Origin of the sequence: Streptomyces sp. Ag82_O1-12, assembly GCF_900182715.1 — a bacterium.
Lineage (GTDB): Bacteria > Actinomycetota > Actinomycetes > Streptomycetales > Streptomycetaceae > Streptomyces > Streptomyces massasporeus.
Genome location: NZ_FXUW01000001.1, coordinates 201963 through 215345, shown reverse-complemented (window position 1 = coordinate 215345; position 13383 = coordinate 201963). Strand labels below are relative to the sequence as shown.

The 13383-nt window shown below is 72.7% G+C and carries 14 protein-coding genes; 9 read left to right on the top strand and 5 right to left on the bottom strand.

Annotated elements, in window-relative coordinates:
* Positions 1-151: 151 nt before the first annotated feature.
* Complete coding sequence (gene pgm / locus QOL88_RS01045; RefSeq protein ID WP_097214641.1) at positions 152-1792, top strand: phosphoglucomutase (alpha-D-glucose-1,6-bisphosphate-dependent); 1641 nt, start codon at positions 152-154, stop codon at positions 1790-1792.
* Positions 1793-1850: 58 nt separating this feature from the next.
* Here pgm and QOL88_RS01040 read toward each other — a convergent pair whose 3' ends face one another.
* Entirely contained in the window at positions 1851-2345 is a 495-nt protein-coding gene (locus QOL88_RS01040) for a DUF5949 family protein (protein ID WP_097214640.1), read from the bottom strand.
* A gap of 156 nt (positions 2346-2501) precedes the next feature.
* On the opposite strand from QOL88_RS01040, the gene QOL88_RS01035 reads away from it, so the two are divergent.
* The 5 genes from QOL88_RS01035 (at position 2502) to QOL88_RS01015 (ending at position 6861) form a co-directional block, all read left to right on the top strand.
* Positions 2502-2789 (top strand): zinc-ribbon domain-containing protein, encoded by a 288-nt coding sequence (locus QOL88_RS01035; RefSeq protein ID WP_097214639.1) that lies wholly within the window; start codon positions 2502-2504, stop codon positions 2787-2789.
* Between the two features lie 124 nt (positions 2790-2913).
* On the top strand, positions 2914-3534 hold the full coding sequence (locus QOL88_RS01030) for a flavin reductase family protein (protein ID WP_097214638.1): 621 nt from the start codon (positions 2914-2916) through the stop codon (positions 3532-3534).
* A 111-nt stretch (positions 3535-3645) separates the two neighbouring features.
* Positions 3646-4131: an SRPBCC family protein gene (locus QOL88_RS01025; protein WP_097222789.1), complete on the top strand. Its 486-nt coding sequence runs from the start codon at positions 3646-3648 to the stop codon at positions 4129-4131.
* Between the two features lie 232 nt (positions 4132-4363).
* Entirely contained in the window at positions 4364-5368 is a 1005-nt protein-coding gene (locus tag QOL88_RS01020; RefSeq protein ID WP_097214637.1) for a trypsin-like serine peptidase, read from the top strand.
* A 245-nt stretch (positions 5369-5613) separates the two neighbouring features.
* The gene (locus tag QOL88_RS01015) at positions 5614-6861 is read left to right on the top strand and encodes a glycosyltransferase (protein ID WP_097214636.1); all 1248 of its coding nucleotides are present in this window, start codon (positions 5614-5616) and stop codon (positions 6859-6861) included.
* Here QOL88_RS01015 and secD read toward each other — a convergent pair.
* The 4 genes from secD to QOL88_RS00995 all read right to left on the bottom strand — a co-directional run bounded on the left by secD (position 6851) and on the right by QOL88_RS00995 (position 11319).
* Positions 6851-9121, bottom strand: a complete 2271-nt coding sequence (gene secD / locus QOL88_RS01010) for a protein translocase subunit SecD (protein WP_097214635.1) — start codon at positions 9119-9121, stop codon at positions 6851-6853. The genes QOL88_RS01015 and secD overlap by 11 nt on opposite strands.
* Positions 9122-9200: 79 nt before the next feature.
* Complete coding sequence (locus QOL88_RS01005) at positions 9201-9617, bottom strand: hypothetical protein (protein WP_218892907.1); 417 nt, start codon at positions 9615-9617, stop codon at positions 9201-9203.
* Positions 9618-9679: 62 nt separating this feature from the next.
* Positions 9680-10363 carry a response regulator gene (locus QOL88_RS01000; protein ID WP_097214633.1) on the bottom strand — a complete coding sequence of 228 codons (684 nt, stop codon included), beginning with the start codon at positions 10361-10363 and terminating at the stop codon, positions 9680-9682.
* Between the two features lie 2 nt (positions 10364-10365).
* Positions 10366-11319, bottom strand: a complete 954-nt coding sequence (locus tag QOL88_RS00995; protein WP_097214632.1) for a HAMP domain-containing sensor histidine kinase — start codon at positions 11317-11319, stop codon at positions 10366-10368.
* A gap of 385 nt (positions 11320-11704) precedes the next feature.
* Here QOL88_RS00995 and QOL88_RS00990 point away from each other — a divergent pair, with 385 nt between their 5' ends.
* From QOL88_RS00990 to QOL88_RS00980, 3 genes are read left to right on the top strand one after another with little or no spacing between them, the layout of a single operon-like run.
* Positions 11705-12016, top strand: coding sequence for a TraR/DksA C4-type zinc finger protein (locus tag QOL88_RS00990; protein ID WP_097214631.1), 312 nt, complete (start codon positions 11705-11707; stop codon positions 12014-12016).
* Between the two features lie 43 nt (positions 12017-12059).
* Positions 12060-12434 (top strand): TraR/DksA family transcriptional regulator, encoded by a 375-nt coding sequence (locus tag QOL88_RS00985; RefSeq protein WP_097214630.1) that lies wholly within the window; start codon positions 12060-12062, stop codon positions 12432-12434.
* A complete protein-coding gene (locus QOL88_RS00980) occupies positions 12431-13255 on the top strand; it encodes a rod shape-determining protein (RefSeq protein ID WP_097214629.1) in 825 nt (274 codons plus the stop codon). The genes QOL88_RS00985 and QOL88_RS00980 overlap by 4 nt, the downstream gene beginning before the upstream one ends.
* Positions 13256-13383: the final 128 nt, after the last annotated feature.

Sequence of the window (13383 nt, the reverse complement as noted above, 5' to 3'; positions counted from 1 at the left end):
GCGCCGCCTTCCTCGTGCTCCGAGCCGCTCCCATCCGCATGGCCTGGCGCACATCCGTCCCTCACCGGGGTGCCCCCCTCGCGCGTCACCGCCGTGAAGAGGAAGGATGAGACCGCAAGCGAAGGATCAACCCATGCGGAGGAGCGGGCCCATGCAGCACGAGCGAGCGGGAAGTCCGGCCGGACCCGAGGATCTCGTCGATGTCGCTCGGCTGGTCACCGCGTACTACGCGCGCCGGCCCGACCTGGACGACCCGGGGCAGCGCGTCACGTTCGGGACCTCCGGACACCGCGGATCGTCCCTGGCGGCCGCGTTCAACGACGACCACATCGCCGCGACCAGCCAGGCCATCTGCGAGTACCGCGCCCGCCAGGGCATCGACGGCCCGCTCTTCCTGGGTGCCGACACCCACGCTCTCTCGGAGCCCGCGCGGGTGACCGCCCTCGAGGTGTTCGCCGCCAACGAGGTGAGCGTGCTGATCGACGACGCGGACGGCTACACGCCCACCCCGGCCGTCTCGCACGCCATCCTCGCCCACAACCGCGGCCGCACCACCGGCCTCGCGGACGGCGTCGTCGTCACGCCCTCCCACAACCCGCCCGCCGACGGCGGGTTCAAGTACAACCCGCCCAGCGGAGGCCCCGCCGCCTCCGACGCGACCTCCTGGATCCAGGACCGGGCGAACGAGATCATCAGGGGCGGCCTGAAGGACGTACGACGCGTCTCCTACGCCCGCGCCCTCGCCGCACCCACCACCGGCCGATACGACTTCCTCGGCACCTACGTCGCCGACCTGCCCGACGTGCTCGACCTGGACGCGATCCGCTCCGCCGGTATCCGGATCGGCGCCGACCCCCTCGGCGGGGCGTCGGTCGCCTACTGGGGCCGCATCGCCGAACAGCACGGCCTCGACCTGACCGTGGTCAACCCGCACACCGACCCCACCTGGCGGTTCATGACGCTGGACTGGGACGGCAAGATCCGCATGGACTGCTCGTCGCCGTACGCGATGGCCTCGCTCATCGAGCAGCGCGACCGCTTCCAGATCTCCACCGGCAACGACGCCGACGCCGACCGGCACGGCATCGTCACCCCGGACGCGGGCCTGATGAACCCCAACCACTACCTGGCCGTCGCCATCTCCTACCTGTACGCCCACCGCGACCGCTGGCCGGCCACCACCGGCATCGGCAAGACGCTGGTCTCCTCCGCCATGATCGACCGGGTCGCCTCCGACCTGGGCCGCGAGCTGGTCGAGGTGCCCGTCGGCTTCAAGTGGTTCGTGGACGGACTGGCCGGCGGCACCATCGGCTTCGGCGGCGAGGAGTCCGCCGGGGCGTCCTTCCTGCGCCGGGACGGCTCCGTGTGGACCACCGACAAGGACGGCATCCTCCTGGCGCTGCTCGCCTCCGAGATCACGGCGGTCACCGGGAAGACCCCCTCCGAGCACTACGCGGCGCTGACCGCCCGCTTCGGCGAACCGGCGTACGCCCGCATCGACGCCCCCGCGACCCGCGAGGAGAAGGCCCTCCTGGCCAAGCTCTCTCCGGCCCAGGTCAGCGCGGACACCCTGGCCGGAGACGCGGTCACGGCGGTGCTCACCGAGGCCCCCGGCAACGGCGCGGCCATCGGCGGCATCAAGGTGACCACGGACAACGCCTGGTTCGCGGCCCGTCCCTCGGGCACCGAGGACGTCTACAAGATCTACGCCGAGTCGTTCCTCGGCCCCGACCACCTCGGCCGGGTCCAGGAGGAGGCCAAGTCCGTCGTGCTGGCGGCCCTGTCGGCCTGACCGCGGACACACCACAGCCCGGGCCACCGCACGGGGCCCGGGCTGTTCCTGTCGCCCGTCAGCCGCGCAGGCTGCGGGCGGGCAGGACGACATGCGCCGCGGAGGCCATCGCGTCCTCGTCCGAGGTGAAGGCGGCGAGCGCCTCGGCGTCACCGGGCTCGGCGCCCTCCGGCCACGGCCGGGTGGCGAAGATGAGGTAGGCGAAGCCGAGCTCGCCGACCGTCTCCAGCCAGGTCTGCGGCGGAACGAACTGGGACTTGAGGTGCTGCACGGTGAGGACGGCCGACCCGGGCACGACGAGCAGGCTCACCGGCATACTGGGCCGCTGGGCCGCGTGGACGAGGCCCTCGCCCAGGGGGAGCCCGGCGCCGAGCAGCAACTGCTCGATGGCCTTCGCAGTGCCCTCCGGACCGTTCGCCCCGTCTCCGAGGGAGCAGGCCAGCAGATAGGGGACGTCGTTCCCGTCGGGGGTCGTGCCCCGCCAGGACTGGACGACGAGAGAACCCAGGTCGTCGGGGGACACGGACTGCGTTTCGGGTGAGATCGAGGTCACCGCGGAACCGTATCGGCGCACCTGACGGCACCCGGTCCGCCGTCACCCGAGTGGACCAGTCGCCGCCGGGCTCTCCACACGAACGAGGGGTCCGCGCGCCCGACATGCCCGCGATACAGGACACTGGGTGAAGATCCGACCGGGAAGGACCGACACGTGATCATCTTCGGCACCAAGGGATACCTGTACCAGCTGGCGATACTGACGCTGGTGTGCGGCCAGTGTGGAAACCCCGCCGCCCACACGCTCAGGAAGCGCCTCACGAAGTTCACCCTGTTCTTCGTTCCGCTGTTCCCGATCTCGACGAAGTACCTGACGCAATGCACCTTCTGCGGCGCGGAACAGAAGGTGACCAAGGAGCAGGCGGATCACCTGCAGACCCAGAGCACGAACGGCCCGAGCGGCCAGGCGTACGGGCAGCCGCAGCAGCACGACCGGTTCTGATACCGGCAGGCTCGGGGGCGGCCGGACCGCTCTCCTCGCGGGCCCCGACACCGGCCACCGGCCCAGCCTCGCCGGTCGACGCTTCGGCGGGCGTCGAAGCGTCCCGCCCGTAGCGTCCCGGGTCATGACGTCCCGCACCCACCTCGTGATCCGGCCGAGCATTCTCTACTTCGGCACGCCCGTGGTCCTGCTGACCACCGAGAACGCCGACGGCACCTGCAACCTCGCCCCCATATCCTCCGCGTGGGCCCTGGGGCAGCACCTCGTCCTGGGGCTCGGCAGCGAGAGCCACACCGTGCGCAATCTCGCGGAACGCCCGGAACTCGTGATCAACGTCGCCTCGCCCGAGCTGTGGGAACACGTGGAACGCCTCGCACCGCTGACAGGGGCGGACCCCGTGCCGGAAGCCAAGCAGCCGGTCTACCGGCATGAGCGGGACAAGTTCGCCGCGGCCGGGCTCACCCCGGCCGCCTCCGACCTGGTGAGGCCCCCGCGGGTCGCCGAGTGCGCCTTGCAGCTGGAGGCCCGGGCCCGTGCGCTGACCCCGGGCGGCGCGGGCCTCTTCGTCACCGTCGAGTGCGAGGTGCTGCGCGTCCACGCCGCGGAGCGCGTCGTCGTCCCCGGCACCCGGCACATCGACCCCGCCGCCTGGAGCCCGCTCATCTACAACTTCCGCCACTATCACGGCCTGGCCCCCGAGGTCGGCCACGGTTTTCGCTCGGAAACGGCCCGGACCACCGTCTGATCGCCTCCGATGTGGCAACCGGGGCTTCCCGGGTACTCGTCCTCCACAGGCCCGGACCTGTGTGGGCCGAGGGGCCTCCCGCAGTCGATCAGTGAATACGGAGGCATGCAGATGAGCACCATCAAGGAAACCGTGGAAGTCGACGTTCCCGTCCATACCGCCTACAACCAGTGGACGCAGTTCGAGGAGTTCCCGAACTTCATGGAGGGCGTCGAGGAGGTCAGGCAACTGGACGACCGCCACAATCACTGGACCACCAAGGTCGGCGGGGTACGGCGTGAGTTCGACACCGAGATCGTCGACCAGCTGGCCGACGAGCGGGTCACATGGCGCACGACCAGCGGGGACACCCACCAGAGGGGTTCCGTCCGCTTCGAGCGCCTGGACGACACCCACACCAGGGTGGAGCTCGTGATGGAAATCGAGCCCAGCGGAGCCGTGGAGAAGGCCGCCGACACGATGGGTGCGATCGACCGCCGGGTGAAGGGCGACATGAATCGCTTCAAGCAGTACATCGAGGAGCGCGGAGTCGAATCCGGCGCATGGCGCGGCCGCGTCCAGCCGGGCGGCCCCAGCGGCCCCGGCCCCATCCTCTGACACCAGCCGCACCTCGAACCCGGCCTCCTTCGTGAGGCCGGGTTCTTCTGTGCCCGCATGCCCCGCCCCACGCGGAGAGGGCGTGAACTTTCGGCCAACGTCATGACATGCACCTGTCCATATCGGTCTTCCGATGGCACGCTGCCTCCTGACTGTCCGCAGTGAGACCCCTGCCTGACCGGGTGGACGGGCTTCCCGCCACCCGGCCCCCACAGCAGAAGGAGACCGCGTGATGGGCAAACCCCGCAGCACCCGCCCAACCGGTGGCGACACCCGCGTCCGCCGGTCCGTCCTCGGCGCGCTCGCCGGCGTCGCCGCGCTCCTGGCCACCGGCGTCACCGCCGCACCGGCGAGCGCCGCACCGGACCCCGGCGTCATGACCCCCTCGGCGCGGGAACGCGCCCTGGCCTTCTGGACCCCGCAGCGGATGCGCGAGGCCACCCCGCTCGACCTCCTGACCGTCGACCGCTCCGACGTACGGACACCGGCGCTTCGCACGGGTGAGGCGGCGGTCGTGGCCCCCAGCGCGCCGACGTCCGCCACGGGCCCCCTGGCCTTCCCGTACGGCGGCGGCCCCTGGTCCGGCGGGGGAGCGGTCACCAAGACCGCGGGGCGGGTCTTCTTCAGCTACCAGGGCCGCACCGCGTCCTGCTCCGGCAACGCCGTCACCAGCGCCAACAAGAGCACGGTGATCACCGCGGGCCACTGCGTGAAGCTGGAGGGCGCCTGGCACACCAACTGGGTCTTCGTGCCCGGCTATCACGACGGGCAGCGCCCGTACGGCACCTGGACCGCGTCCAAGACCCTCTCCACGCCGCAGTGGACGGCCAGTGAGGACATCAACTACGACATCGGCGCGGCCGTGGTCGCCCCGCTGGACGGGCAGAAGCTGACCGACGTCGTCGGTGGTCAGGGCCTGGCCTTCAACACCGGCTACACCAAGGCGATGTACTCCTTCGGCTTCCCGGCCGCCGCCCCCTACGACGGCGAGAAGTTCATCTACTGCAGCGGCACCACCACCCGTGACTTCCTGCTGTCCCAGGACCACGGTCTGACCTGCAACATGACCGGCGGCGCCAGCGGAGGCCCCTGGTTCACCCAGTTCAGCGAGGCCACGGGGACCGGCCTGCAGTCCTCGGTGAACAGCTTCAAGTACAACTTCCTGCCGAACGCCATGTACGGGCCGTACTTCGGCACGGACGCGCAGAACCTGTACCAGAGCGCCCAGTCCTCCTGATCCACCGCCGCACCGGGAGCCGGGTCCTCCACCACGCTGTGGTGGAGGACCCGGCCCCGAGGCTTCCGGGACGGCCGACCGGCCACTCACCGCCGGACTGTGCCAGGCCGTCACCCGCCTGCTCGCGTGGCGGACTCCGGCCCGGAGCGGTCGGATCCGGCCGGAGGACCCTCGCACCGGCGATTTTCGTCCATGTGCGGCCGTGCGCCGTGTGTCCGCCGCCCGGCCGGTCCACACTGGGACCCATGCGCGTGGTGATCATGACGGCGGGTTCGCGCGGCGACGTCGCGCCGTACACCGGGCTGGGCGCCGGGCTGGCGCGCGGCGGGCACGAGGTCACGCTGGCGACCCACGCCCTGTTCGAGCCCCTGACCGCCGGCTCGGGGGTGCGCTTCCACCCGACCCCGGTCGACCCGCACGCCGTGTCCCACTCCGACCAGGGCCGCGACCTGCACGCCAGCACCACAGGCCTGGGCAAACTGCTGCGCGCGGCGTCGATGGCCCGCTCCGCGGCCGAGGAGATGACCGACGCCCTGGTGCAGGCGGCCCGCGGCGCGGACATCGTCCTGGCCGCCGGAGCCGTGGCGCCCCTGGGCCGCGCCATCGCGGAGGGGCTGAACCTGCCCAGCCTGGGCCTGTTCCTGCAACCCCAGCACCCGACTCGCGAGTTCGGCGCCCCCATGCTCGGCGGACGCTCGCTCGGCACCATGGGCAACCACCTGGGCGGACGGGCCGTCATCTCCGCCGTCGACCGAATCTTCACCCAGGCCGTGCACCGGCTGCGCACCCGGCACGGCATGACGCTGCGCGGCCCCTCCGCGAGCCGCCGGGCCCACGAGCGGGCGAACTGGCCCGTGCTGCACGGATTCAGCGAACAGGTGGTGTCCCGCCCCAAGGACTGGCGCCCCGGGCTGGAGATCGCCGGGTACTGGTGGCCGCACGACACCCGCGCACTGCCCGGCGAACTGGAGGAGTTCCTGGCCGCCGGGCCGCCGCCGGTGTTCGTCGGACTGGGCAGTGCGACGGTGCCGGACCCCGAGCACGTCAGCGCCGAGATCGTGCGCGCGCTGCGGACGGCGGGACTGCGCGGCGTCATCCAGCAGGGGTGGGCGGGCCTCGCCGCCCGCGGCGGCGACGATGACGTGATCACCGTGGGCGACGTGCCGCACGCCGTGCTGTTCCCCCGCACGGCCGCCGTGGTCCACCACGCCGGAGCCGGCACCACCGCCGCCGTCCTGCGCGCGGGGGTGCCCACGATTCCGGTGCCCGTGCAGTTCGACGGCTTCTTCTGGGCGGCGCGCCTGGTCGCCCTGGGGACGGCCCCGGAGGCCGTCCCCCTGCGGCGCCTGACCGCCGGCGCCCTCGCCCCCGCCCTGCGCCGCGCCACCGTCGACCCTCACCACCGCATGCGCGCCCGGGAGGTGGCGCGCGACCTGGCCGGGGAGGACGGTGTCGCCCCGGTCCTGGCCGCGCTGGACCGTCTCACTTCGTGACCGCCCCGCCCTCCCGAGACGGCTCTCCGGGACGGAAGCGCTGGTGCAGCCGGATCGCGACCGGGGCCGCGGTGAACACCGAGGAGTACGTCCCGACGGCGAGGCCGATCAGCAGGGCCAGGGCGAAGTCCGTGAGCGAGGAACCGCCCAGCACGGCGAGGGCGGTGAGCATGAACGCCGCGCCCATGCCGGTGTTCACCGTGCGGGGCAGGGTCTGCAGGATCGCCTGGTTGACGGTGCCGGCGAACGGCGACCCGGCACCCCGCCGGGTCAGTTCCCGGACCCGGTCGAAGAGGACGACGGAGTCGTTGACGGAGTAGCCGATGACGGTGAGCAGGGCTGCCAGGAACACCCCGTCCACCGGCTTGCCGAGCCAGGCGAAGACCCCGAGCAGGACGACCACGTCGTGGAGCAGGGCGACGACCGCGGCGGAGCCCAGCATCCAGCGGAAGCGTGCCGCGAGGTAGACGAACTGCGCGCCGAGCGCCACCGCCAGCGCGATCAGGGCACCTTGGCGCAGTTCCTTGCCGAGGCTGGGACCGATCAGTTCGTCGCGGACCTTGTCCGCCCGGCCGTCCAGGTCGCGCAGCGCACCGGTGACCTCGTCCTCCTCGGCGTCGGACAGCCGATCCGTACGCACCGTCAGACCCGTCTCGCCGGAGGACTGTACGACCGCCCGGGGGAACCCGGCGTCGGCGAGCGCGGTACGGGCCCGGCCGGGGTCGACGGGGGCGCTGGTGGTGTATTCGATGAGGCGGCCCCCGGTGAACTCCACACCGAGGTCGACTCCGCGCACGACGATGCCCGAACCGGCCAGCGCGAGCACCGCCGCGGAGGTGACCAGCCAGCGGCGCGGGCGGCGCGTCAGGAGCGGATCGCGACGAGTGAGGCGCTCACGGACCGCGCCGATGGTGGCGATGCCGGTGAGACGGGGGCGGCGGCGCACGCCCGGGCGGCTTGCGGCGAACTCGGCGAGCACCCGGCTGATGACCAGGGCGCTGAACATGGAGGCGAGCACCCCGATGCCGAGGGTGACGCCGAAGCCGCGCACGGGCCCGGACGCGAGGGAGAACAGCAGGGCGGCCGCGATCAGCGTGGTGAGGTTGGAGTCGGCGATGGCGCTGAAGGCGTTGCGGAAGCCGGCCGCGAGCGAGGAGCGGATGCTGGGCCGGCGGCGGACGGCGTACTCCTCACGCGCCCGTTCGAAGACCAGCACGTTGGCGTCGACCGCCATGCCGATGGCCAGCACGAAACCGGCCAGGCCCGGCAGCGTCAGCGTGGCGCCGAGGGCGGCCAGGGCGGCGTAGGAGAGCAGGCCGTAGCAGGCCAGGGCCAAGGCGGCCAGGCCGCCCATCAGCCGGTAGACGACGATGATGAACAGCGAGGTCAGCGCGGTGCCGATGGCCGCCGCCCAGGCACTGGCGGAGATGGCCTGCGCGCCGAGGGTGGGGCCGACGGTGCGCTGCTCGACGGTCTCGACGGGCACGGGCAGGGCGCCGCCGTTGATGAGCAGCGAGAGTTCTCGGGCTTCCTCGGGGCTGAAGGAGCCCGTGATCTGGGTGGCGCCGTCGCGGATGCCGGTCCCGCAGGTGAGGGACGGGGCGACCTGCGGGGAGGAGATGACCTTGTCGTCGAGGACGATGGCGACCCGCCGTGCGGGGGCGCCCGGCGCATGGCAGGCGGCCTCACCCGTCAGGTCGGCCCAGCCGGCGCGGCCGGTACCTTCGAAACCGACGGTGACGTGCCATCCGGCACCGCCCCGCTGGTCGAACCGGGCGGCGGCCTCCTTGACGTCCTCGCCGGTCAGGGAGGCGGGCCCGAGGCGCAGCGGCGTGCCGGACTCGTCGGGCAGGACGCGTTCCCGGGGCCGTTTCGGCAGCACCCGGGAGGTGTCGTCGGCTTCGTCCGCGGCGCCGAGCACGGGGTGGAAGGTGAGCTGCGCGGTACGGCCCAGGACGGCGGCGGCCTTCTTCGGGTCCTGTACACCGGGCAGTTCGACGACGATCCGGTGGTCGCCGGAGCGCACCAGGGTGGGTTCGGCGACGCCGAGCGCGTCGATGCGGCCGCGCAGCACCTCCAGGGTGCGGTCGGTGGTCGCGCCGTCGGCGTCGGCGGTGGGGGTGGAGCGGGTTTCGAGCACGATCTGTGTCCCGCCGCGCAGGTCCAGTCCCAGCCGGATCGGCACGGTGGCGGCGACGTACGCGGACAGGGCGAGCACGGCGAGGGCGAGCAGCGCCCTCACTCGCAGGGAACGGTTCAACGGGAGCCTCCGGCAGGCACGCCACAGCGGCGGCCGTCGTGGGCCGCTGCGGGGCGGGTTGAGTGAAGGGAAGGGGGCGTCAGGTGCCGGAGAACACCGGGGGAGCCCGCCCCCGGTCCTGCGCCGTGTGCGGCTGCGAGGAGGGCACCTGCTCGGTCGGAGCCTCGCACGGGCTCGGAAGCCGGAACGGCGTGGTGTCCGCGCTCCGGCCGCAGGTGCCGAGGTGTCCGCGCGGTGCCGGGTGCTCGCCGTGCGGCTGCTCGTGACGGGTGACCGCCCGGACGACGCAGACGGCGTCGCATCCGTCGTCGGCGCGCGTCCCGTCGTACCGGTGGAGGTCCGCGGCCACGGGTGTGCCGGCCACTCCCGTGCCCGATGTGCCGAGCCGCGGAGCGGCGATGCCGAGTGTGGTCAGCACCGCCAGGAGGAGGACGGCCAGCACCGCACCGACGGGGGAGTGGTGCCGGGTGGTGCCGCCGACGGACGCCGCATGCACGGTGTGGCGCACCTTCCCCCCCCTCTCTCGTCGTGGCGTGCGGACCGGGCCCGCCGGGCGGGTCAGGGCTCGATCAGCCCGGCGCGGATGGCGTAGCGGGTCAGGTCGAGGCGGTCGCGCAGGCCGAGCTTCTGCAGCAGGTTGGCGCGGTGGCGCTGGACGGTCTTGATGCTGATGAACAGCAGGTCCGCGATCTCCTTGGACGAGTGGCCCTCGGCGACCAGCTTGAGAACCTCCTCCTCGCGGGGGGTGAGGATCTGATCGGGCGTCTCGTCCCCGTGGCGGGCCCGGTCGAGGTAGTTCCGGATCAGGGCGGTGACCGCGCCGGGGTACAGGAAGGGCTCGTCCCGCATCGCGGCCCGGCAGGCGGCGACCAGGTCCCGGTCGGCCACGGACTTCAGCACGTACCCGCTCGCGCCGGCCTTGAGAGCCTGGAAGAAGTACTGCTCGTTGTCGTGCATGGTGAGCATCAGGATCCGCAGCCCCGGCTTGAGGGCGGCCAGTTCGCGGGCTGCCTGCAGTCCGGTCAGGCGCGGCATGGCGATGTCGAGCACGGCCAGGTCGACCTCGCTGGTGCGGGCCAGTTCGATGGCCTCGGCCCCGTCACCGGCCTCGGCGACCACTTCGAGGTCCGGCTGCTGGTCGAGGATGAGCCGCACACCGCGCCGGACCAGCGCGTGGTCGTCGGCGAGCAGGATGCGGATCGTGCTCGGGGGCGTCGGGGCGGTCGTGGTCGTGTCGGACATGGTCAGGGCTGCTTCCTTGCGACGGGCGCGGTGAGCTGGACGCGGGTGCCGGTGTGCGGTGCCGGGGTGATCTCCAGGCTGCCTTCGACGAGCAGGGCCCGCTCGCGCATGCCGCGGATGCCGGCGCCTTCGCGGGGTGCCTCGATGCCACTGCCGTCGTCGGTCACCGTCAGCACCACGCTGTCGTCGGCGCGGCGCAGGGCGACGGTGACCCGCCCGGCGTCGGCGTGGCGGGCGACGTTGGTCAGCGACTCCTGGGCGACGCGGTAGAGGACGAGCTCCGTTTCCGGCGTCAGAGCGGGCAGGTCGGCGTCGAAGCGGCGCGTGACCAACAGCCTGGTGTGCGTGGCGAAGTCCTCGCTGAGCGAGGTCAGCGCGCTCACCAGGCCCAGATCGTCCAGCACACCGGGCCGTAGCCGGCGCACCAGACGACGGACCTCGTCGAGGCTCTCCCGGGTGATCTCCTGCAACTCCTGCAGCTCCTCGCGCAGCGGCTCCGGCGCGTCGTCCGCGGAGCGCTTGAGCCCCAGCAGGATCGCGGTCATGCTCTGGCCGACCTCGTCGTGCAGTTCCTGGGCGATGCGCCGGCGTTCCGCCTCCTGGGCCAGCAGGGCCCGGGCACTGCTGGCGACCCTCTCCTGCTCCAGCCGCTCCAGCATGGCGTTGAACGTGCGGATCACCTCGGCGACACCGCCCCCGCCGGAAGCGGGCAGGCGCTGGCCGGGACGCAGCAGGTCCACGGTGGTCATCAGCTTGGTGAGCCGGTCCAGCGGGGCCAGACCGAGCCGCAGTAGCGCGGCGTTCGCGACGAGCATGACGGCCAGGCCGCCGACCAGGATGACCGCCTCGGTCAGGAGCACCGGCACGGAGACGGTCACCGGAGCCCACAGCAGCAGGGCCGTGGCCGTGCCCAGCACCACCGCGTTGAGGGCGAAGATCCGCCAGAACAAGGACACCGTCCCTGCGCCTCCCCTTCTACGAGCTCGGTCTCACCTCCACTGTCGGCCATCGCGGAGCCCACGGCGTTCGCGGCCCGGGCAACTTGAGCAAGCCTGCGTTCAGGCTGTCCCCTCACCGCGCCCCCGTCCATGGGACCTGGCCCCCATTTCCCCGGGCACGCACCACCCATGGCGCGGCCGCATGGGTCCCTCGACCCGGTGCACATGGGGCCCGCGCCCGATGGGTATCCGCCGCGCGCCCGGCCAGGCTGGGGAACACACGACCACCCGACAGCGGACGGGCGGCCCGGCAACGCCGCCGGGCCGCCCGCCGCGTATGACCGACCGGCGTCACCGCGCACCCGCCGCACGCCGCCGTACGCCGCCGAGAAGGAGACCGACCATGTCACTCGATGTCACCCGGACCGAACCCCACCCCCGCGAGGCCCGCCGGCGCCTGGAACACGCCCGCACCTCCCGGCTGGCCCAGCTGCGTGCCCTCGACGAGACCGAGCGCGGCACGGACGACCATCTGGTGTCCGCGCAGAAGACCGCGATGGAACGGGTCCTCGCAGAGATCGAGGAAGCCTTCGCCCGTATCGCCGACGGCACCTACGGAATCTGCGTGGGCTGCGCGAAGCCCGTACCCGCGGAGCGGCTCGAGATCCTGCCCTACACCCGCCACTGCGTCGCCTGCCAGCGCCGCACGGCCTGACCCTCCCGTACCGACCTCCTACGCCCTGCCGCAAAGGGGTGACGTGGTGAACCACCAGACCATCGACGAGAGCACGACGCATCTGTCGGCCGAGGACCTCGCGGCGCTGCGCGAGAATCTCCACGAGCAGCGCCTGTTCCGCCAGGAGCAACTGCGCCTGCTCGCCGGAGCGGTCACCTCCCGGGCGGAGGACCGGATCCGGCAGCGGGCCGCCGCGCAGATCGAGGTCCGCGTCAAACTCGCCGCCTCCGCCCGCATGGTCCTGACCGACGTCGAAGCAGCTCTCGTCCGCATGAACGAGGGTTCCTACGGCGCCTGCCACCTGTGCCGGCGCCCGGTCGAACGGGAACGGCTCATGATCGTGCCGCAGGCCCGCTACTGCGCCCGCTGCCAGCAGGTCAAGGAGGCACAGTCATGACCGACGCACACGACCTGTCCGGTCACGCCGCCCGTCACCGGCCGTGGCCCTTGTGCCGGCACTGCTGCGGCATCGCGCTGGACATGGGCAGCGCCCGCACCCGCGTCTGGCTCGCCGGCAAGGGCAGGGTCGTTGACGTGCCCACCGTCACCTTCCCCGGTACCGGCGCGGTCCACCCCGTGCAGCGCGGGACCATCATCGACGTTCCGGGGTGTTCCCGGATGCTGCAGCGTCTGCTCGTTCACCGGTTGCCCCGCTGCACCCGGCCCATGGTCATCGTCAACACCCCGGTCCTGGACGGCGTCGCCTACCGCACCCGGGCCCGCGCCGCCGTCGAGGTGCTTCGGCCGCGCACCGTCCTGACCGTGCCCAGCGCCCGGAGCATCGCCCTGACCGCCGACGCGGACCTGTCCCGGCCCCTGGTGGTGGTGGACATCGGCGCCCATCTCACCGAGGTGGTCCTGCTGTGCGACGGCGCGGTCACCGACGCGCACCGCACGGCCGTGGGCACCAGCGACCTCGACGTGACGCACACGCCCGAGCAACTCGTCGAGGCGGTGGTCGCGATGCTGACCGCGCTGCGCCGCCACGACCGCACCTCGCTCACCGCCGAAGCCCTGCGGCGCGGCCTGCTCCTGGCCGGCGGGGGAGCCCTGCGCCCCGACCTCACCCACCCCCTCACCACGCGCCTCGAGGCGCGGCTGCGCATCGTCCCGGCCCCGCACACCGCCGCCGTCCGCGGCGCCGCCAGGTTCCTTCAGGCCGCCCACAGCCACCCCTCGGCATCCGCGGCCCTCCCACCCGGCGTCCGCCCTCACTAGGACGGTCACGAACGTGCCGACCACCGCGCGCCGACGCCCGTTTCGCGACGAACTCCCGGCCACCCCGCCCTGCCCCCTCGTGCCCGGTCGGCCCCCCGCACGCGCCGTGTCCACCGCCGAAAGGAGGA